The organism is Rhodoferax antarcticus ANT.BR (assembly GCF_001938565.1).
In the GTDB taxonomy this organism is placed as follows: Bacteria; Pseudomonadota; Gammaproteobacteria; order Burkholderiales; family Burkholderiaceae_C; genus Rhodoferax; species Rhodoferax antarcticus.
On sequence record NZ_MSYM01000008.1, the window covers coordinates 302,862 to 323,738 of the forward strand.

The 20,877-nt window shown below is 59.3% G+C and carries 19 protein-coding genes and 1 pseudogene; 15 read left to right on the plus strand and 5 right to left on the minus strand.

The genetic code is table 11. The features are described from left to right. The first annotated feature begins 39 nt into the window (after positions 1-39). Entirely contained in the window at positions 40-489 is a 450-nt protein-coding gene (gene recX / locus BLL52_RS06395) for a recombination regulator RecX (protein WP_075585848.1), read from the plus strand. A 129-nt stretch (positions 490-618) separates the two neighbouring features. Here recX and argC read toward each other — a convergent pair whose 3' ends face one another. After that, positions 619-1,572: an N-acetyl-gamma-glutamyl-phosphate reductase gene (gene argC, locus BLL52_RS06400; protein ID WP_075585849.1), complete on the minus strand. Its 954-nt coding sequence runs from the start codon at positions 1,570-1,572 to the stop codon at positions 619-621. A gap of 163 nt (positions 1,573-1,735) precedes the next feature. Here argC and sucC point away from each other — a divergent pair. From sucC to BLL52_RS06430, 6 genes and pseudogenes are all read left to right on the plus strand, one after another. Continuing rightward, a pseudogene (gene sucC, locus BLL52_RS06405) lies at positions 1,736-2,906 on the plus strand (ADP-forming succinate--CoA ligase subunit beta). Positions 2,907-2,985: 79 nt separating this feature from the next. Continuing rightward, a complete protein-coding gene (sucD, locus tag BLL52_RS06410) occupies positions 2,986-3,879 on the plus strand; it encodes a succinate--CoA ligase subunit alpha (RefSeq protein WP_075585850.1) in 894 nt (297 codons plus the stop codon). A gap of 329 nt (positions 3,880-4,208) precedes the next feature. Beyond that, positions 4,209-5,000: a Stp1/IreP family PP2C-type Ser/Thr phosphatase gene (locus tag BLL52_RS06415; protein WP_338065727.1), complete on the plus strand. Its 792-nt coding sequence runs from the start codon at positions 4,209-4,211 to the stop codon at positions 4,998-5,000. Positions 5,001-5,057: 57 nt separating this feature from the next. Beyond that, a complete protein-coding gene (locus BLL52_RS06420; RefSeq protein WP_075585851.1) occupies positions 5,058-5,696 on the plus strand; it encodes an FHA domain-containing protein in 639 nt (212 codons plus the stop codon). A 76-nt stretch (positions 5,697-5,772) separates the two neighbouring features. Next, entirely contained in the window at positions 5,773-8,148 is a 2,376-nt protein-coding gene (locus BLL52_RS06425; protein WP_075585852.1) for a GspE/PulE family protein, read from the plus strand. 324 nt (positions 8,149-8,472) lie between these two features. Beyond that, entirely contained in the window at positions 8,473-9,324 is an 852-nt protein-coding gene (locus BLL52_RS06430; protein WP_075585853.1) for a M48 family metallopeptidase, read from the plus strand. Positions 9,325-9,339: 15 nt separating this feature from the next. On the opposite strand, the gene rsmI is transcribed toward BLL52_RS06430, so the two are convergent. Further along, positions 9,340-10,290: a 16S rRNA (cytidine(1402)-2'-O)-methyltransferase gene (gene rsmI, locus BLL52_RS06435; protein WP_075585854.1), complete on the minus strand. Its 951-nt coding sequence runs from the start codon at positions 10,288-10,290 to the stop codon at positions 9,340-9,342. A 2-nt stretch (positions 10,291-10,292) separates the two neighbouring features. Here rsmI and BLL52_RS06440 point away from each other — a divergent pair, with 2 nt between their 5' ends. The 3 genes from BLL52_RS06440 to BLL52_RS06450 all read left to right on the plus strand — a co-directional run bounded on the left by BLL52_RS06440 (position 10,293) and on the right by BLL52_RS06450 (position 11,989). Beyond that, entirely contained in the window at positions 10,293-10,685 is a 393-nt protein-coding gene (locus BLL52_RS06440) for a YraN family protein (RefSeq protein ID WP_075585855.1), read from the plus strand. Between the two features lie 84 nt (positions 10,686-10,769). Further along, positions 10,770-11,369, plus strand: a complete 600-nt coding sequence (locus BLL52_RS06445) for a phosphoheptose isomerase (protein WP_075585915.1) — start codon at positions 10,770-10,772, stop codon at positions 11,367-11,369. Beyond that, positions 11,366-11,989: a BON domain-containing protein gene (locus BLL52_RS06450; protein ID WP_075585856.1), complete on the plus strand. Its 624-nt coding sequence runs from the start codon at positions 11,366-11,368 to the stop codon at positions 11,987-11,989. Before BLL52_RS06445 ends, BLL52_RS06450 begins: the two co-directional genes overlap by 4 nt. 144 nt (positions 11,990-12,133) lie before the next feature. Here the strand turns inward: BLL52_RS06450 and greB are convergent, their stop codons facing one another. Together greB and glgC are read right to left on the minus strand one after the other, a co-directional pair. Beyond that, positions 12,134-12,694, minus strand: coding sequence for a transcription elongation factor GreB (gene greB / locus BLL52_RS06455; RefSeq protein ID WP_075585857.1), 561 nt, complete (start codon positions 12,692-12,694; stop codon positions 12,134-12,136). Positions 12,695-12,829: 135 nt separating this feature from the next. Further along, positions 12,830-14,140: a glucose-1-phosphate adenylyltransferase gene (gene glgC / locus BLL52_RS06460; protein ID WP_075585858.1), complete on the minus strand. Its 1,311-nt coding sequence runs from the start codon at positions 14,138-14,140 to the stop codon at positions 12,830-12,832. A 195-nt stretch (positions 14,141-14,335) separates the two neighbouring features. Between glgC and BLL52_RS06465 the strand changes: the two genes are divergently transcribed. The 5 genes from BLL52_RS06465 (at position 14,336) to BLL52_RS06485 (ending at position 20,403) form a co-directional block, all read left to right on the plus strand. After that, the gene (locus BLL52_RS06465) at positions 14,336-15,643 is read left to right on the plus strand and encodes a magnesium and cobalt transport protein CorA (RefSeq protein ID WP_075585859.1); all 1,308 of its coding nucleotides are present in this window, start codon (positions 14,336-14,338) and stop codon (positions 15,641-15,643) included. A 246-nt stretch (positions 15,644-15,889) separates the two neighbouring features. Beyond that, the gene (locus tag BLL52_RS06470; RefSeq protein WP_075585860.1) at positions 15,890-16,903 is read left to right on the plus strand and encodes a M14 family zinc carboxypeptidase; all 1,014 of its coding nucleotides are present in this window, start codon (positions 15,890-15,892) and stop codon (positions 16,901-16,903) included. Position 16,904: 1 nt separating this feature from the next. Then, positions 16,905-17,681, plus strand: a complete 777-nt coding sequence (locus BLL52_RS06475; protein ID WP_075585861.1) for an alpha/beta fold hydrolase — start codon at positions 16,905-16,907, stop codon at positions 17,679-17,681. A gap of 110 nt (positions 17,682-17,791) precedes the next feature. Beyond that, complete coding sequence (locus BLL52_RS06480; RefSeq protein WP_075585862.1) at positions 17,792-19,393, plus strand: methyl-accepting chemotaxis protein; 1,602 nt, start codon at positions 17,792-17,794, stop codon at positions 19,391-19,393. A gap of 83 nt (positions 19,394-19,476) precedes the next feature. After that, the gene (locus tag BLL52_RS06485) at positions 19,477-20,403 is read left to right on the plus strand and encodes a UDP-2,3-diacylglucosamine diphosphatase (protein WP_420852619.1); all 927 of its coding nucleotides are present in this window, start codon (positions 19,477-19,479) and stop codon (positions 20,401-20,403) included. 14 nt (positions 20,404-20,417) lie between these two features. Here BLL52_RS06485 and BLL52_RS21325 read toward each other — a convergent pair whose 3' ends face one another. Then, the gene (locus tag BLL52_RS21325) at positions 20,418-20,783 is read right to left on the minus strand and encodes a hypothetical protein (protein WP_075585863.1); all 366 of its coding nucleotides are present in this window, start codon (positions 20,781-20,783) and stop codon (positions 20,418-20,420) included. Positions 20,784-20,877: the final 94 nt, after the last annotated feature.

Genomic DNA, 20,877 nt, shown 5'->3' on the forward strand with positions numbered 1-20,877 from the left:
AAAGCGCTGGCAGCTATCAATAGATGAATTGACCGCGGTATGGGTTTTGCTGCACCTTCGCTCAAAGGGCGCGCCCTGCGCCTGCTGAGCGGCCGCGAATACTCCCGGCTGGAGCTGGAACGCAAGCTTGCCACCTTCGAAGAAGAGCCCGGCAGTCTGGCCGCTGCGCTGGATGATTTGCAGGCCAAAGGCTTCATCAGCGAGCAGCGTGTGCTGGAGTCGGTGGTGAATCGCCGTGCACCTAAGCTCGGCGCAACGCGCATCAAGCAGGAACTGCAGGCCAAGGGGTTGGCGCCCGAGGCTGTCGCCCAGGCTGTATCGGAACTGCGAACCACCGAACTGCCGCGTGCCCGCGACGTGTGGCGAAAAAAGTTTGGTCAGGCGCCTGCAGACGCAGCCCAGCGCGCCAAGCAGATGCGTTTTCTGGCGAGCCGGGGCTTTGGTGGCGACACCATTGCGCGTGTCGTTGCGGGCGGTGATGACGATTGAATCTGCCCCAACACCTGTTGACGGCTTACCGCCAGAACTGCTACCGAGGCAAGTCCTTGGAGCGGCTGACGATTTCTGGTACTCCAGTATGAGGAGGCCGACCCAAGGGCTTGCCTTGCGGGTCAGAAGTTAAAGCCCCAGCATCAGTTTCAGGTTTTGCACCGCTGCGCCACTGGCGCCTTTGCCCAGGTTGTCCAGCCGCGCCACCAGCACCGCGTGGCGAAAGCTGTCGCTGGCGTCTTGGTTGCCAAACACGCGCAACTCCATCGCATCGCTGCCGTCAAGCGCCACCGCGTCCAACTTGCTGTCAGAGTCGGTTTCCACCACGCTGACCCATTCACTACCTTGGTAATGGCTGGCCAGCACCTGATGCACATCAGACACGCTGGGTTGGCCCGGCAGCAGGTCCAGATGCAGCGGGATTTGCACCAGCATGCCTTGCTTGAAATTGGCCACCGCAGGCACAAACAGCGGGCGACGCGTCAAGCCGGTGCAGGCCAGAATCTCCGGGATGTGTTTGTGCTTGAGGCTCAGTGCATACAACTCATATGCTGGCGCGTTGCCTTGCTCGTACGCTTCAATCATGCTGCGGCCACCGCCTGAGTAGCCGCTGACCGCAGGCAAACACAGTGGAAAATCGAGCGGGATCAGGCCCGCGTCAATGAGCGGGCGCAGCAAAGCAATCGCGCCGGTGGCGTAACACCCCGGGTTGGCCACGCGCCGGGCGTTCTGAATCGCCTCGCGCTGGCCAGAGCACAATTCAGCAAAGCCATAAACCCAGCCAGGTGCGGTGCGATGCGCCGTGGAGGCATCTATGAGTTTTGGGCCTTTTTGGCAAAACCCCAAGTCCAGGCCTGAAGCCCTTTCAATATCTGCGATCATAGCTACTGATTCAATAGCTGCCTCGTCATGCAAGCACAGCACCACAAGATCCACCTGCGCCATCAGCGCGCGTTTGGCGCTAACGTCTTTGCGCAACTCAGGCGCGATGCTGACCAATTCGATGCCGGGCATGCCCTGAAGGCGCTCGCGAATTTGCAAGCCGGTGGTGCCGGCTTCTCCGTCGATGAATATTTTCTGCATGGTGAATCGGGCTCCTGTTGCCGCGGCGCCTTGTAAGGCGGCCTAAAGATTGCGCTAAAGCACCATGATACAGTTCTGGCCCTATCGCAAAGCGTTGGCAACTCGCTGTCAAACAGCGGATTTTTGACACCATTCAACCACCCGTTCCTAAGAGAAACAGCTCATGAAAATTCACGAGTACCAAGGCAAGGAAATCTTGCGCCAAGCCGGTGTGCCAGTGCCCCGCGGCATTGCAGCATTCACGGTTCAAGAAGCGGTGGAAGCCGCGCAAAAGCTCGGCGGCCCGGTATGGGTGGTCAAAGCGCAAATCCATGCGGGTGGTCGCGGTAAGGGCGGTGGCGTGAAGCTGGCGCGCTCGATTGACGAGGTCAGACAACTCGCGTCAGAGATTCTGGGCATGCAGTTGGTCACCCATCAGACCGGCCCGCTGGGTCAGAAAGTGCGCCGCCTGCTGATTGAAGATGGCGCTGACATCAAAAAAGAATACTACGTGTCGGCCGTGACCGACCGTACCAGCCAGCGCGTGGCCATGATTGTCTCTTCTGAAGGCGGCATGGACATCGAACACGTGGCAGAAGTGAGCCCTGAGAAGATCATCACCGAAATTGTCGACCCGGCCACCGGCCTGACTGATGCCCAAGCCACCAAGCTGTCCAACGCGATTGGCGTGCCTGCTGACTCGGTGGCGCAAGCTGCCGACGTGCTGCAGAAGATCTACAAGGTCTACATGGACACCGACGCATCGCTGGTGGAAATCAACCCACTGATTCTGGAAGGCAATGGCAACATCAAAGCCATCGACGCCAAGTTCAACTTTGATGCCAACGCGCTGTACCGTCACCCGGAAATTGTGGCTTACCGCGATCTGGACGAAGAAGACCCGGCCGAAGTGGAAGCCAGCAAGTTTGACCTGGCCTACATCAGCCTGGACGGCGATATTGGCTGTCTGGTCAACGGTGCCGGTCTGGCCATGGCTACCATGGACACCATCAAGCTGTTTGGCGCTGAGCCTGCCAACTTTCTGGACGTGGGCGGCGGTGCCACCCCCGAGAAGGTCACCGAAGCCTTCAAGATCATGCTGAAAAACCCCAAGGTCAAGGCCATTCTGGTCAACATCTTTGGCGGCATCATGAAGTGCGACACCATCGCCCACGGCGTGATCACTGCTTGCAAAGCCACCCATTTGAGCGTGCCGCTGGTGGTGCGCATGAAGGGTACCAACGAAGAGATGGGTAAAAAAAATGCTGGTCGAGTCTGGCCTGCCCATCATCAGCGCCGACACCATGGCCGACGCCGCTCAAAAAGTGGTCGCCGCTGTCAAAGCCGCAGCTTGAACGTCGTGAAACCTTGTGGGACAGACCGCAGCTACGCAAAGCGAGCCAGCTCTGTCCCCAACTGACTAGAAAGAGAACCATGTCCATTCTGATCAACAAAGACACCAAGGTCATCACCCAAGGCATGACCGGCAAGACCGGTCAGTTCCACACCGAAAAGTGCCAGGAATACGCCAACGGCAAGCATTGTTTCGCCGCTGGCGTGAACCCCAAGAAGGCTGGCGAATCTATTTTCGGCATCCCGATTTACGCCTCCGTGAATGAAGCGGCGCGAGAGACCGGCTCCACCGTGTCGGTGATTTACGTGCCGCCCGCAGGCGCTTCTGCTGCCATCTGGGAAGCCGTTGAAGCCGATCTGGACCTGGTCATTTGCATCACCGAAGGCATTCCGGTGCGTGACATGCTTGAAGTGCGCAACAAAATGCGCGCCAAAGAGGCCGCCGGCGGCAAGAAAACCCTGCTGCTCGGGCCCAATTGCCCTGGTGTCATCACCCCTGAAGAGATCAAGATTGGCATCATGCCCGGTCACATTCACCGCAAGGGTCGCATTGGTGTGGTGTCGCGCTCGGGCACGTTGACCTACGAAGCGGTGGCGCAATTGACCGAAATCGGTCTGGGCCAATCTACCGCTGTTGGTATTGGTGGCGACCCGATCAATGGCCTGAAGCACATCGACATCATGCAAGCCTTTAACGACGATCCTGACACCGATGCGGTCATCATGATCGGCGAAATTGGCGGCCCCGACGAGGCTGAAGCTGCCCGCTGGTGCAAGCTCAATATGAAGAAACCGATCGTCGGCTTCATCGCTGGCGTGACCGCCCCGGCTGGCAAGCGCATGGGCCACGCCGGTGCGCTGATTTCTGGCGGAGCCGATACCGCCGAAGCCAAACTGGCGGTGATGGAAGAGTGCGGTTTCAAGATTACACGCAATCCGTCCGAGATGGCCAAGTTGCTCAAGGCGATGCTCTGAAAACCTGATGCGTGGATGCCCCCAGGTGTGCTCTGGGCAGGCTGCAGGCCGGACTGTCCCGAGGGGCAATCCGGCTTTTTTTATGCTTTGATACGGGTTGCGCGAAAGAAAAGCATGAAATGCCCATGGACATGTTTGCCAGGAAGCCAGACATTCCACTTATTATTCGTTTCGTTTTACAAGTTTTTACAAATCAAGTCGTGGGCTGTCTCACGGTTGAATCCGTCGTTAGGAGAACCTCAGTTGGCACTGAACAACGCCCTGGTTGCAGGGGCTACGAATAAAGGGCCGGTCATTCGCCCGGCCGGTCGGGGTATGCCCTGTTACCCATGATGCAGTTTAGTTTTCATGGACTGACAGATACCGGCCTGGTCCGGACCAACAACGAAGATGCGTTTGACTTCGACGCCATCCACGGCGTTGCCATGCTCGCGGACGGTATGGGCGGCTACAACGCGGGAGAAGTGGCCAGCAGCATGGCGGTGCTGGGCGTCAAGGGTGAACTGGTGCGTTGGTTGGCGGCCAACGGCCCCCACCAAAGTGCCAAGCAAGTGTCGCGAGTCGTTGAGACCTGCTTTGACGAGGCCAATCTGGCCATCCTGAACGCCTCTATTTCCAACCCGCACTACACCGGCATGGGCACGACGCTGGTGGTGGGCGTGTTTCATGACAGGCGGCTGATCCTCGCCCATGTGGGCGACTCACGCTGTTACCGCCTGCGTTCTGGCGTGCTGACGCAGATGACCAAAGACCACTCGATGCTGCAGGAGCAGGTGGATGCCGGTTTTCTGACACAAGCGCAAGCCGCCTACGCACCTGGCAAAAACCTGCTGACCCGAGCGCTGGGTGTCGAGGAGGTTTTACGCGTTGATCTGCGTGAACACGCTGTCGAGCCAGGCGACCTGTATCTGATGTGCTCGGACGGCCTGACCGACATGATGACTGACAAAGAGATGACGCTGGTTCTGACGCAGCGCGCCCAGTTAGTCCAAATGGCCGCTGAACTGGTAGAGCAGTGCAACCGCAACGGCGGGCGTGACAATATCTCGGTCATGTTGGTGCAGGCTGACGGTCCCGCCGGGAAAACCGGGTTAATCTCACGCATGTTCAGTAAGCCCTGAGGTCATGATGGTGATGGCCCAGGCAAACCCATATACTGCGCTGTACAGGAGGTAGTCATGCCCAAAATAACGGTGATGATGGACGGGGTCGTCCACAGCGAAGTCACGTTAACCAAAGAGCGCACCACTATTGGGCGCAGGCCTTACAACGATGTGGTGATCGAGAACCTGACGGTCAGCGGCGAGCACGGCGTGCTGATCATGGATGGCAAACAGGTCAGCATCGAAGACTTGCACAGCACCAACGGCACCTACATAGACGGCAAGGCGGTCAAACGCCAAGTCTTGCGTCATGGCGATGTCATGGACATGGGTAAATACAAGGTCAAGTTCGATGCTTCGGTCGCGGATGAATTTGGCAAAACCATGCTGTCCACGCCGCGTGCGGCAGCGCCCGCTGCGGCTGTGCCACCGGTGACGCTCACCATGCCCGAATTGCGTGGCTCTATCAAAGTCTTGTCAGGCGCCGCGGCGGGTCGGGAAATGGCCTTGACCAAGGTGGTGACCACGGTGGGTAAACCTGGGGTATCGGTGGCTGCGGTGACCCAGCGTCGCCACAATTTCTTTGTGCATCACGTTGAAGGCCATGACCGCATGACCCTCAATGGCGATGTTGTCGGCGCCGAGCCGGTGGTGCTCAAGCATGGTGACCGGATCATGCTGGCAGGCACTGAGATGCAGTTTTTGCAAGGTTGATGGGTGGTGAGGCTCTTATGGTGAGCCCTGTGTTGTTCGCCTTGAACCCAGCCCCGCTGCAGGCAATGGCTTTGCCATGAACAGCGGACTCAGGCTCCACAGCCCGGATCGGGCAGGCATGACCTTTGAGGCGCTCTTTTACAAGCAACTTCAGCATGTCACCGCGCGCATTCACGAGACGGACAACATCGAGCAGATCATGCTTGAGTCCAGTGCCGACATTTGCAAGCTCTTCAACGCCGACCGGCTCACCTTGTACGTGGTCAACGAAGACCAGTCAGCGATTGTCTCCAAGGTCAAGACGGGCCTGAACAGCAGCCGCGATCTCAAATTGCCCATCTCGCCGCAAAGCATCGCCGGTTACGTCGCCTTCAGCCACATGCTTGTGAACTTGCCGGATGTGTATGACGACGCATCCCTGAAAACCATCCACCCGGCCCTGTCGTTCTTGAAAGAGGTGGACAAGCGTTCTGGCTACCGAACCCGCCAGATGCTGGTGGCGCCAATTCTCGAGGGAGAAACCCTCTATGGCGTGTTGCAGGTCATCAACAACAAGAACGACAAACCGTTTGGCGAGCTGGAGGTTGAGGGCATTTCGCAGCTATGCAAAACCCTGGCGACGGCGATCAAGCACCGCATCCACGAAGCCGACGGCAACCTGCGCCGCATGGTCACCAAGTATGACGGCCTGGTGTCTGATGGCGTGATGACCGCCGTCGAACTGCAGCAATGCCTACAGGATGCGCGGGCACAGGGCCTAACCGTCGAGAACCTGTTGCTGACCCAGTACCAAGTGCGCTCCGCACAGATCGGGCCGTCACTGGCCAAATTCTTTGCTGTGCCTTACGAGCCCTGGACCGAGGGACGCATCCGCTCCGAGGCACTGCACGGCGCACTCAAGCGTGAATTCATTGAAGAGCAGGGTTGGATTCCGCTGGAAGACTCGCCCGCAGGCTTGGTCATCATGTGCCTGGACCCAGAAGCCGTGCGCAGTTCGCGCATCGTCCAGCAAGTGTTCCCGCGCATCACCAAGTTTGCCTACCGGGTCACCACCCACACCGAATTTCGCGACACCATCGGGCAGATTTTTGGCATTGAGGTCGTGGGCGGCAGCATCAGCGACATGCTGGCCGACATGGACAGCGGCCCGCTGGAGGATGACGGTGGCCTCAGTGATGCGCTGGAGTCAGCCGCTGCTGACAACGAACTGGTCAAGTTCGTCAACAAGGTCATCATCGATGCCTACCACCAGGGCGCCTCCGACATCCACGTCGAGCCGATGCCGGGCAAGTTCAAAACGGGTATCCGTTTTCGCATCGACGGCTCACTGCAACCCTATGTCGAGGTGCCCTCGCATTTCCGCCAGGCCATGGTGACACGCCTGAAAATCATGTGCGACCTGGACATTTCCGAACGCCGCAAGCCGCAGGACGGCAAGATCAAGTTCAAGAAATACGGCCCAATCGACATTGAGCTGCGGGTGGCCACTATTCCGTCTGCAGGCGGTGTGGAAGACGTGGTGATGCGGATTCTGGCCGCCGGCGAGCCGATTCCGCTGGACAAGCTCGGCCTGACCGCGCACAACATGGCGCGGGTGATACAAACCATCGAGAAGCCTTACGGCCTTTTCTATGTGTGCGGCCCCACCGGCTCGGGTAAAACCACCACGCTGCACTCGATCCTGAAGCGACTCAACAAGACTGATACCAAGATCTGGACCGCCGAAGACCCGGTTGAAATCACCCAAAAAGGCCTGCGCCAGGTGCAGATCAACCGCAAGGCGGGCATCGACTTTGCCTTGATCATGCGGGCGTTTTTGCGGGCTGACCCAGACATCATCATGGTCGGCGAATCGCGCGACCATGAAACCGTGGCCATGGGCGTGGAGGCCTCACTTACTGGCCACCTGGTGTTTTCCACGTTGCACACGAACTCGGCGCCTGAGTCCATCACCCGGCTGCTGGACATGGGCATGGACCCGTTCAACTTTGCCGATGCGCTCCTTGGCATTCTGGCGCAGCGCCTAGCCAAGAAGCTCTGCGTCTGCAAGGAAGCCTTTGTGCCTGACGACGAAGAACTGCGCCTATTTGCCATGGAATATGCCGAGGAGCTGCGGCATTCTGCGCTGTGGGCGGACGATTACGAAGTGCAGCTTGCCAAACTGATGGCGGGCTGGAAGCAGCAGTATGCTGAAGACGGACAGTTGCACTTTTACCGGCATGTCGGCTGCGACAAATGCAACCAGACAGGCTACAAGGGCCGCATCGGGCTGCATGAGCTGCTCATTGCCGACGACGGCATCAAGAAGCTAATCCAGGAACGCGCCCGCGTCGCCGAGGTGTTTGCTGCGGCAGTCGAAGGCGGCATGCGCACCCTGAAGATGGACGGCATGGAAAAGGTCATGATGGGCCTGACCGACCTGAAAATGGTGCGCTCGGTCTGCATCAAGTAGCGCCGGATCGTTTTGAGGTTTAAGTATCTTTTAAGCCTCTAGACCTTATAGAAACAGCGGGAGAAGCTCTTATTAATGTAGCACTTTATATGTTGTTAGCCAACCATCAGCAAGCTGGTGACGGTGGCCAGAATGCGATCAACCCACGCGTTCATGGATGAGGCGCGCCAAGGGGCGCAGTCGTGGCTTGTCTCCTTGCGGCTTGGGCGCAAACCCTTGCGTCAGACTTGTTTTTTTATGCTTTGGCGCACAATTGCGCAAACAAAATGATTTGTCTGGCCGTGCCACTTTGCCCGGCAGCACCATCTTTTTGGAGGATTTAACTTGACGACTACAGAGCATTACAGTTGCCTTTTTTGCGCCAGGCGGCGCTTGCTGCTGCAAGGTGCGGCCTTGTCGCTGCTGGTGCCGGGTGCTGGGCTGCAACTGGCCCAGGCGGAAAGTGTGGATGTCGGGCGCAACTCGGTCTTTACCAAGCTGATACCGGCTGAAACCATCGAGAAGTCTGCTGCTGCGCAATACGCCCAGATGATGCAGCAGGCCGCAGCCCAGAAGGCGCTGGCGGGCAGAGACCACCCGCAGGTCAAGCGTTTGCGGGCGATTGCGACAAAAACCATTCCCCATGCCTTGAGTTGGAATCCCCGCGCACGCGACTGGAATTGGGAGGTCAACCTGATTGCCAGCAAGCAGATCAACGCCTTTTGCATGCCTGGGGGCAAGATCGCGTTTTACACCGGCATCCTGGACCAGCTCAAGCTGACCGACGACGAGGCCGCCACGGTGATGGGGCACGAAGTGGCTCACGCCCTGCGCGAGCATGCCCGCGAGCGCATGGGCAAAAACGCGGCAACCGGCATTGGGGCGACCTTGCTCAGCCAGGTGCTGGGCTTGGGCGAACTGGGCCAAACAGTCGCCAACTATGGCGCCCAGTTGCTCAGCTTGCAGTTCAGCCGTAGTGACGAGTCCGAGGCCGATCTGGTGGGCATGGAACTGGCAGCGCGTGCCGGGTTTGACCCTCGTGCCGGGGTTAGCCTGTGGCAAAAAATGGCCATTGCCAGCAGAGGCGCACCACCGCAGTGGTTGTCGACCCATCCGGCCGGGCCCACCCGAATTGCCGATATCGAAGCCAATTTGCCCAAGGTGCTGCCCTTATACGCCCGCTCCCGGCCGGGCTGAGCGGCAAGCTGGCGCTCAGTCGTGCGGCTCGGTGGTATCCGTTTTGAGAGCCAGAGCCTGCTGGTATAAGGCATTGCGTGGCTCGCCGGTGATGTCGGCTGCCAGTTTGACCGCTGTTTTTAGGGGCAGTTCTGCCAGCAGCAAGCGCAGCACCCGGCTGTCACTCTGGGTTTGGCTGCTGGTGTCGGCAGGGTGCAGCACCAGCGCAAATTCTCCGCGTGTGTGGTTGGCGTCCGTGGCCAGCCAGTGTGGCAGCTGGCTGGCAGGCAGGGTGACGATCTCTTCGAACTGTTTGGTCAGTTCGCGCCCCACGGTCAGCGGGCGTTCACCCAGCGCTGCCAGGGCTTGCGCCAGGGCTTCAATGCGGTGTGGTGCCTCCAGCAGCACCACGGCCCGTGCCTCTGATACCAAAGCCAGCACCGCTTGGGTGCGCTCGGTGGCTTTGCTCGGCAAAAAGCCGGCGAACACAAAACCGCCCTGTGCGCTGGGGTCGGCGCCCACACCAGCCGCGCTCAGCACGGTGGTGACGCTACTGGCGCCGGGGATGGGCACCACTTTGAATCCGGCTTGGCGCACACCGGCCACCAAACGTGCGCCCGGGTCGCTGATGGCGGGCGTGCCGGCATCGCTCACATAGGCCACGCGCTGCCCCAGCGTCAAGCGATCCAGCACGCGCTGCACCGCCTGTGCTTCGTTGTGCTGGTGCACCGCCAGCCAGGGTGCTGCGCCTTTGTCGATGCCGTAAGCGCGAAACAGCGCCTGCGTGTGTCGGGTGTCCTCACACGCCACCACGTCAGCGAGTTGCAGCAGGTGTAGCGCGCGCAGGGTCATGTCGGCCAGATTGCCAATGGGCGTGGCCACCACATACAAGGCTGCAGGTGGATAATTCTGGCTTGCAGCAGCTTCCCTGGCACCGAGCAGGGCGGTGGCAAAGTTGGCGGCAATAACGGACGCATGGGTGCTCATCAATGGTTCTTCCTCAAGCGCAGGCGCAACTCAAACCCAGCACCACCAAGCAAGCAGGTGATGCGGCCGAGGCGCTGGCCCTGCGCCATTTACAGCGTGCCGGGCTGGTGCTGCTGGAGCGCAATTATCGGACGCCAGGGCGCGGTGGCGGCGAAGTCGACCTGATCATGCGCGCGCCCGACGGCACCTGTGTGTTTGTCGAGGTGCGCCAGCGCCGCTCAGCCAGCCATGGCGGGGCGGCCGCCAGCGTCAGCGCCCTCAAACAGCGACGCATCGTGTTTGCTGCCCGCCACTATTTGATGCGTTTGCCGCGCCTGCCAGCCTGCCGTTTTGACGTGGTGAGCGTTGAGGCGGGTGTGGTGACGTGGCTGCAGGGCGCGTTTGACGCCGGGTGAGCGCGAAGGTAACGCTTTGAGAAAAGCGTTTTCAGACACCCTGCTGGCAAATGTGGCCAAATGCAGCCGGGTATCATCGGCCGCATGCTAGAGCAACGAATCCAACAACACTTTATTGATAGCGCCGACCTGAAATACCAAGCTGCGCCTCTTCTGAGTAAGCCCATTGCAGATGCCGTGCAGGCCCTTTTGACATGTGTGACCAGTGGCGGCAAGGTGCTAATTTGCGGCAACGGTGGGTCTGCTGCCGACGCCCAACATTTCGCCGCGGAATTCGTCGGCCGCTTTGAACGCGAACGCCCTGAACTGGCGGCCATCGCCCTGACCACTGACAGCTCCATCCTGACAGCGGTCGCCAACGACTACGGCTTCAGCGTCATCTTTTCGCGCCAGGTGCGTGCGCTCGGGCAAGCTGGCGACGTGCTGCTCGCCATCACCACCAGTGGAAATTCCGAAAATGTCCTTAAAGCCATCGAAGCCGCTCACGAGCGCGAGATGGTCATCATCGGCCTGAGCGGGCGCGGTGGCGGCAAGATGACCCGGGCGTTACGCGATACGGATGTTCACATTTGCGTGCCGCACGACCGCACCGCCCGCGTTCAAGAAGTTCACCTGCTGACGCTGCACTGCCTGTGCGACGCGGTGGATGATTTGTTACTTGGTGACACTGAAAGCACTTTATGACCTACCCCACATGTCGACTTTTAACCCTTTTGACGCTCACTGTTGTTCTGGGCAGCAGCCTGACCGCCTGTTTTCCCGTGTTGGTGGGCGGTGCGGTGATGACCGGCCTGGTGGCCACCGACCGCCGCACCTCGGGTGCCCAGCTGGAAGACGAAAGCATCGAGTTGCGCGCTGCCAGCCGCATCCGCGACAACCTGGGTGACCGCGTGCATGTAAACGTGACCAGCTACAACCGGCGTGTATTGCTGACCGGTGAAGTGCCCTCGGCGCAGGATCGTCAACTGGTGGAGCAAGTGGTGTCGCGCGTGGAAAACGTGCAGTCAACGGTGAACGAGTTGGCTGTGCTGGGCAACTCAACCCTGACGCAGCGCTCCTCTGACACGCTGGTTACCGGCCGTGTCAAGGCAGCGTTTGTTGACGCCAAGGACCTGTTTGTCAATTCGCTCAAGGTGGTCACCGAGCGCGGCACCGTCTATTTGATGGGGCGGGTCACCCAGCGCGAGGCAGACCGCGCCACCGACATCACCCGCTCTACCAGTGGTGCGCAAAAAGTGGTGCGAGTGTTTGAAATCATCAGCGAAGACGAGTTGCGCCGCATATTGCCGCTACAGGCCCAGTAGCAGCGCAGGACCTAATGGACCGAACTCAAGCCCGGTCACCCCTTGTAGACATTTTGCGTCAGGTTTGATGTGATTTTTTGATACGTGACTGGACCTGCGGGGCGGCGATTCGTCGTGGCGGGCAACATAACGTCAAAGCCGTGATCACTCGGCCAGCGGCGCGGGGTAGCTGACCCGCAGCACCTCAATCTCATCCACCCGACCCGGCATCACCAGTTTGAGCACGTCGCCCTCAAACGCTTTGAGCAGCGTGCGGGCGATGGGCGAGATCCAGCTCACTTCGCCCGCTGCGCTGTTGGCCTCATCAATGCCGACAATTTTGACGGTGCGCTGCACACCCTCTTCGTCCACGTACGTGACGTTGGCGCCAAAGTAAATTTGCGTGTTGCCGTGGTGCAGCGCGGGGTCGGCCACCACGGCGATCTCCAGGCGCTTGATCAGAAAGCGAATGCGCCGGTCAATCTCGCGCAGGCGCTTTTTGCCGTAGTGGTAGTCACCGTTCTCCGAGCGGTCGCCATTGCTGGCGGCCCAGTGGACCACCTCGACGATCTTCGGGCGCTCCACTTCCACCAGCTCCTTGAGCTCGGCGCGCAGGGTGGCGAAGCCTGTGGGGGTGATGTAGTTTTTGCCTCCGGCGGGCAGTGGCGGCAGGCTCAGCTCGTCGTCATCGTCGTTGTCTGTCTCTTTGGTGAAGGCCTTGCTCATGGTGTGTGGGTGCTTGGGGAAAGTGGGTGTGCGCAATGCACCGATTGGCGCGATTGTTTTGCTTGCCCACACTGTAGTCGCCAGCTCGCCAATGCAGCGCTCGCATCACCGGCCTTTTTGGCCAACCTGACTGGTTCAGTCCAGCAGGCTTTTCTCTTGACCCAGCATCACCCGTGTCACCAGTGTCACACCCAAAGGCGTCACGTGATACCGCTTGGCGTCTTCCAGCGGATCAAGACCAATCTGGGTGCCGTCGGGAATCGTGCAGTTTTTGTCAATAATGCATTTTTGAAGGGCGCAGTGCCTGCCGATCTGCACGCCTGAGAGCACCACGCAGTCTTGCACCAGCGAATAGCTATGCATCCGCACATTCGGAAACACCATCGACCGCCTGACGGTGGCACCGCTGATGATGCAGCCCCCCGCCACCATGGCGTCCAGCGCCACGCCGCAGCGCTGCTCGTCGTTGAAGACAAATTTGGCGGGTGGACTTTGCGGCTGCCAGGTCCAGATGGGCCACTGCTTGTCGTACACATTGAGGTGTGGGTCCACCTGCACCAAGTCCATGTTGGCTTCCCAGTAGGCGTCCAGCGTGCCAACGTCGCGCCAATAGGGGGGCTTGCCAGGCTCACCCACATGACTGTCCTCAAACCGGTGAGCGTAAACACTTCCCTGCGCCAAGCAGCGGGGTATCACGTCCCGAAGGAAATCATGGCCTGACGCAGCATCGGCGGCGTCTTGCTGCAGCTGCCGGTAAAGAAAATCCGTGTTGAAAACATAGATACCCATGCTGGTCAGGGCCGCCGACTGATCGCCTGACTGATCACCGGGCAGGGCGGGCCCGGTGTGAAACTGAAGCACCCGTTGTAACGCATCCAGCGTCATCACGCCTGTCGGGTTTGCCTGCGCGGCAGGCAAACTGATGCAAGCCAGAGTGGCGTCGGCACAGCGCTGCACGTGCTCGGCCAGCAAGCGTCCGTAGTCCATGCGGTAAATGTGGTCGCCAGCGAGGATCAGCACGTAATCTGGTGCCGCACGGGCCACCTCGCGCCAGTTCTGAAACACCGCATCTGCGGTGCCCCGGTACCACTGCGACGCATTGAGCTGTTGCTGGGCAGGCATGATCTCGATGAACTCACCCAGGCGACCGTCCAGAAAACTCCAGCCCAGTTGCAGATGCCGGATCAGGCTCTGCGCCCGGTACTGCGTGGCGACACCCACGCGCCGCACGCCGGAATTCACGCAGTTGGACAGCGCAAAGTCAATCAGGCGGAATTTGCCGCCAAACGACACTGCCGGCTTGGAGCGCCAGTCGGTCAACTCATGCAAATCCTGGCTGTGCGCGCCTTCCAGAATCATGGCAAAGCTGTTGCGCGTAAGCTGGCTGACGAAACGCGGCCGCCTGACTGCGCTACTGGCGGGGTCGGGCCGGTTATCAAATGCCATGCTTGTTCTCCACAATGCTTCAGCCCATGGTAGGGAAGCCTTGTGTCAAAGCGGTGACAGCTTCAATTTGTCACAAATCCTTCATAGTACTGTTCAATACTGCTGCGACACCTAATGGGCGGCATGCTTGGACAGCGCCACGCCCATCTCTGGCAAGAGACCCCCCCCCGCAAAACCACCTAGACACTGAGCACCATGACAGCGACCGCAGAACAAGTGTCAGAGATGCTCAAAAAGCAAAAGCGGGTTGCCGGCATGGTGCACAACCAAACCATGCCCCGCCAGGAAGTTGTCGAGACCCTGGTACAGCGCCAGCATCTGGCCGAACTGCAAAACATGTTGGCGCAGTTGTCTGCCGCAGAGGTGGGAAGCCTGCTGGACGCACTGTCTGTGGACGAGGCGCAGCTGCTCTGGCAACAGATTGCTGTTGCCCGCCAAAACGACATCCTGTGGGAAGTGAGCGACGCGCGGCGCGAGTTGCTGGTGGGCGACCGGGAGCCGGTTTTTAACGAGAGCCAGATCAATGCGTTTGTGCTGGTGGCAGGCAAGCTGCAGCAAATGGCAGTTGCGGGGCGTAAAAGCCTGGAAGGCATCAGCCCGATCTGGATCGACCTGCTGGGTGCCAGCAAGGCTGAGCGGCACTATGTGGGCGCGCACTTTGGCCTGAGCTTTTCAGACCCGGACGACATCACCGACCTGGAAGCCAGCTCGCGCTACCGCATTGAAGAAAACGGCGAGATCCACCTGCACTCCAATTTCCTGCTCGACAAAGAGGGTGACTCGCGCAGCGTGCCGGTGGCGTTCATCCTGCACCAGGGCATTCTGTTTTCGCTGCGCAACGAAGAGCTACCAGTATTCAGATTGCAGCGCCGACGCGCTCGCACCCAGATCGGTTATGTGTCTGACTGCACCGATGTGCTGCTGGACTTGTATGGCGCCGATGTGGAGTATTCGGCCGACTCGCTGGAAGATATTTACGGCACGCTTGGCAAAGTGGGCCGCCAGGTGCTGAGCGAAACCATCAGCGACCGGGAAGCCGCCGCCATTTTGGGTGACATTGCCGAAGAGGAAGACCTGAATGGGCGCATCCGGGGAAACATTCTTGACACCCAACGCGCCATCAACTACTTGATCCGCAGCAAAACCCTGACAACCACGCAGTTTGACGACGCCAGGCAGATTCTGCGCAACATCGACTCGCTAAACAGCCACACCTCGTTTCTGTTTGACAAGATCAACTTTTTGATGGATGCCACCATTGGCTTCATCAACATCAACCAGAACAAACGCATCAACCAGTTGACCGTTTTTGGTGTGGTGTTCACCCCCATCAACATCCTGGCGGGCATGGGCGGCATGTCAGAGTTTTCGATGATGACGCAAGGTATCCCGTGGCCGCTCGCCTATGGAGGATTTTTATTGGGGGCCGGTCTGATTGGTGTGTCGACGTTTTTACTGCTCAAACATCTGGAGAGCCGCCAGATCAGAGCCAAAAAGGTGTGATGCGCGCAGGCGCCGCGCTTCAGGGCCGTGGCGTTGGCCAGGACTCCCAACGCGCCACCCAGCGCGAGCGCTGCAGGCAGCCAAACTCCATCACTCCCCAGACAACGCAAGCGGGAATGGCTAACAACCTGAAAAAATTGGCCTTGAATCGCATAGGTCTTGGGTCTGGTGAAAACGACTGTTTGGAAGTTAACAAACCATGATGACGTATTTGTGTCAGTACCCAAGAGACGCGGTGGCCGCTACATGACAGCCGCCAAACTGCCCGAGCTTGAAGCGCTGGAGCGCATCATTGAGCTGGGCGCTGGCTGGTTACATGCGCGCGTGGTGTGTGAAGTTAGCGTGCCGGGCCAAGGCAACTACCCGGTCTATGTGATTACGCTGGGCAACCCTGCCAGGGAGGCTCCTGCGGTGGGCTATTTTGGCGGCGTGCATGGCCTGGAGCGTATCGGCGCAGAGGTGGTGATTGCTTACCTGCACAGCCTTGTCATGCGCCTGCAATGGGACAGCACGCTGCACCGACAACTGGAAAATTTACGGCTGGTGTTCATGCCCATCGTCAACCCGGGAGGTATGGCGCTGGGCACGCGCGCCAACCCGGGGGGAGTGGATTTGATGCGCAACGCGCCAGTGCAGGCCACAGAAGCCGTGCCCTTTCTGGTTGGTGGACAGCGCTTCAGCGCCGGCCTGCCGTGGTACCGTGGGCCGAAAGACCAGAGCATGGAGGCGGAAAACCAGGCGGTGTGTGAGGTGGTCAACGCCGAGCTGCTGAGCCGCGATTTCAGCCTGTCGGTAGACTGCCACTCGGGTTTTGGAGCGCTAGACCGCCTCTGGTTCCCCTACGCCCACAAGCGGGCCCCGATGGTGCATTTGGCAGAAATGCAGGCGTTGAAAGAGATTTTTGTGCAGTCGCACAGCTACCACCGGTATCTGATTGAGCCGCAAAGCCTGCAATACCTGGCGCATGGCGACCTGTGGGATTACCTGCACCTGCAGTCATGCGCGCAGCCCGGGCGGATTTTCTTGCCGTTGACGCTGGAGATGGGCTCCTGGCTGTGGGTCAAGAAAAACCCGCGCCAGCTGTTCTCGCGGCACGGCATCTTCAACCCCCTGATCGAACACCGTCAGCAACGGGTGCTGCGCCAGCATCAGCTGCTACTGGATTTTTTGTCGCGCGCAGCCTGTAGCCACAACCTGTGGCTACCCACGCCGGCCACGCGTGCGCATCACCACGCACAGGCCCTGCAGGACTGGTACTGACGTGCCCGCAAACCCCTGGATTTTTTTGCGCGGACTCACCCGCGAAAGCCGCCACTGGGGTGGCTTTGTAGAGCAGTTTCAGCAGGTTTTCCCGAACCAACCCGTGGTGGTGCTTGATCTGGCGGGCAACGGCTTGCAAAACCACCGAAGCAGTCACAGCCGGGTAGAAGACATGGTGGAAGACTGTCGCACGCAGTTGGCCCAGCGCCACATCGCGCCACCTTATCAGGTGCTGGCCATGTCGCTGGGCGCCATGGTGTCTGTAGCCTGGGCACAGGCACACCCGCAAGAGTTGACCGCCCAGGTGTTGATCAACACCAGCCTGCGGCCCTACAGCCCTTTTTACCAGCGGCTGCAGCCCGCCAACTACGCGACGCTTTTGCGGCTGCTGCTGACCAACGCTACTCCTGAGGCATGGGAGCGCGCCATCCTGCACATGACCAGTAACAGCGCCAGCACGGCGGCGCTGCCGCTATGGCTGCAACTGCGCCAGCAGCAGCCGGTGTCACAGGCCAACGCCTTGCGGCAATTGCTGGCCGCGGCGCGGTTTCAGGCACCCGCTGGCAGCCCCACCGTGCCCACACTGTTGCTGGCCAGCGAGCACGATCACCTGGTTTGTGCCGCTTGCTCCCGGTCGCTGGCGCAAAACTGGGGGTGCCCGCTGCGGCTTCACCCCAGCGCCGGGCATGATTTGCCGCTGGATGATGGCCCGTGGGTCGCCGCACAGGTCAGGCAATGGCTTGCGCTTCTTTCAACGCCAGCTGCAGCTTCCCCATAAAGTCAAACCGACTTTTTTTTGTCACAAAATTTACTCAAAATGCTGTGATTCCGTCGGGTTTTTTGTTTTCCCCAGCAGTCTGGGTGACTTGTCTTGAAGGGGGGCTATCCATGCCACCAAAGCGTTTTTCACAACCCTTGGGCGCCTGGGGATCGTTTTCGCGCCAGATTACCGTGGTTTTTTCACTGGTTCTGGCGATAGCTCTTCTGGGTATTGCTATTGGCTTCTGGTCGCTCAACCATATCTCCACCGAAACCAACAGGATGGTGACTCAGGTGATGTCCACGGAGCGTGTGACTGCCGAGCTACAGCGCCACATTGTGATCAACGTGGCACGCATCAAAGCCTTTGCGCTGAGTTCTGAACCACAGGTTGGTGACGCGTTGTTGCCGGAAATCAATGAGACTGCAAGCCAAATAGAGGTGCTGTTGAAACAGCTTGCCAGCAATTTGACGACCGCCGAAGACTTGCAAATATTGGCGCAGATGACCCAGGCGAACACCGCATTCTCGGTCGCCCGGCAAGAACTGACCATAGCCCGAGACGGTGGCCTGACCGCCAACATTGAACGCGTCTACCAAGAGCGCTTCTTGCCCGCAGCCGACACACTGCAATCGGCGGTCAACCAATTGGGCCAGGCGCAACGCACGAAAATTGAGCACTCTGCCAGTGACATTGCCCAACTGAGCCTGTCGGCGCGTTGGGGTCTGGTGGCATTTGGTCTGGCCTCGCTGGGCTTAGGCGTGGTGCTGACCTTCTGGCTGGTTCGCAATATCACCCGACCTATTCAGCAAGCGCTAGACACCGCCAATCGCGTGGCATCGCTTGACCTGACATTCAGCATTGACGGCCATGATCGCAATGAAGCTGGCAGACTGTTGCATGCCTTGAAACGTATGCAAGCCTCGCTGCACGCACTCGTGGACCAGGTTCAGGATGCCAGCCACAGTGTGGCCGAAGGAGCTACACAGATAGCCGCCGGCAACCTTGATTTTTCAAGACGTACCGAGTTGGCTGGCTCCTTTTTGCAGCAGACAGCCGGGTCCATTGACGAGGTCGCCAGCGCCTTGCACGCCTCGCTGGAAGCCGTTGCCCGCAGCGAGGAATTGGTCAAATCAGCAACCCTGGAAGCCAGTACCGGCAGCGCGGTCATGGTTGAAGTGATGCAAACCATGAACGACATCAGTGACTCGTCCCGTCGAATTGTGGACATCACTGCGGAGATCGACAGCATTGCGTTTCAAACCAATATCCTGGCACTCAATGCTGCCGTGGAGGCAGCCCGTGCCGGCGAGCAAGGGCGCGGGTTTGCCGTAGTGGCGTCAGAAGTGCGCATGCTGGCGAACCGGTCAGCACAGGCGGCGCGTGAGATCAAGGCGTTGATCGGTGCGTCTGCTATCACCGTCAAAACTGGCACCCAAAAGGCTGATCAAGCGCGCGAAGCCATGGGCCAGCTGTTTCATTCGGTAAAGCGCATGGCTTCGGGCATGAGCGAGATTCATACCGGCAGCAGTGTTCAAAGCAGCAGTATTGCCAGCATCAATGCCGCTGTTAGCAAACTGCAGCAGATGACCCAGAAAAACGCCGCTGCCATGCAGGAGGCGGCGGCCTCTGCGCGCAGTTTGCAAGGCCAGGCCAGTGGTTTGAGAGATGTCGCCAACCAGTTCCAGCTTCCCGCCAAAGCCTTAACCTTGTTGCCTGCACTTAACTGATGGCGTCACTGAATCTACTTATTTTTGACTTGGTAACGTCACCCTAACTAGCGACGATGCAGTATCAAAAACTGGAGCGCGACATGATCCAACCGCCGACCACTGCTTTTACGCTATCTGGCCAGGCGTTCTCCGGGGTGATGCGGCGCGCACCGCTTGGCGAGGCTGCGGCCCTGATCAGCCAGGCCATGCATCATGACCATGCCGACCCAGAGGCCCCACCACAAAAGCGCTACCGCGCCATTTTTATTTCAGACCTGCATTTGGGCACACCCGGCTGCCAGGCCCATGCGTTGCTGGATTTCATCAAAGCCAACAACAGCGACTACCTGTATTTGGTGGGTGACATCGTGGATGGCTGGCAGTTGCGCCGACGTTGGCACTGGCCCGCCTCTCACAACGATGTAGTGCAAAAACTGCTGCGCTGCGCCCGCAAAGGCTGCCGTATCATTTACGTGCCAGGCAACCACGACGAGTTTGCGCGTGGCTTTTTCGGCCACCAGTTCGGCGGTATTGAGGTAGCAGACGATCCGGTGCATATCACAGCTGACGGCAAGCGCTTGTGGGTGACCCATGGCGACAGCTTTGATGGCGTGATTCAGTGCGCCAAGTGGCTGGCCTACCTAGGCGACAACCTGTACGAGTTCACACTCAAGCTCAACCGCCATTTGAACCATTGGCGCGCTCGCATGGGCCTGCCCTACTGGTCGCTGTCAGCCTACCTGAAACACAAGGTGAAGAAGGCGGTGATGTACGTGGACGACTTTGAGCAAGCAGTTGCCCGTGAAACCCTGCGGCGCGGGCACCATGGCGTGGTGTGTGGCCACATCCACCGCGCCGAAATGCGAACAGTAAATGGTGTGCTGTATTGCAATGACGGCGACTGGGTCGAAAGCTGCACCGCGCTGGTGGAACATTACAGCGGCCGACTGGAACTGGTGCACTGGTTGGCACCCGGTCACGCCACGCAGGGCCAGTCTGAGCGGGTCAATCTGCACGAAGCAGCCTAACCCACAAGGCACGCTCAGGGCTTGGCGGGGCGGCCGGTTTTGATTGCCGGGACGGCCTTCAGAGCCGCCAGCAAGCTGGCATCCGACATGGCTGCCAGGGCCTTGATGCCGGCACGAATCAACTCGGTTTTCTTGGCTGGGCTGGACAGCTTGACCGCCCGCAGCTTCAGCTCATCCAGCACCAGATACTCTGGCTTGGGGATGGTGAAACTGTCACGCACCAGCTTGGCCTTCTTGACCTTGACCGGCTTTTCAGGCTGCGGCTTGACGGCGACTTTCACAACCGGTTTGGCAGCAACGTTTCTCGCCGGTTTGGTCACGGATTTGGCAACCGGTTTGACTTCTGTGGTCGCGGTTGTGGTGGTTGTGGTGCTGGTCATAGTAGGCGCTCCTTTGGTTTAACAGGGTAAATAGTTTATACCGTTTAAACAACCACGGTCAAGGTTTTGACTCGCCCTTCTCACTTGTCACACG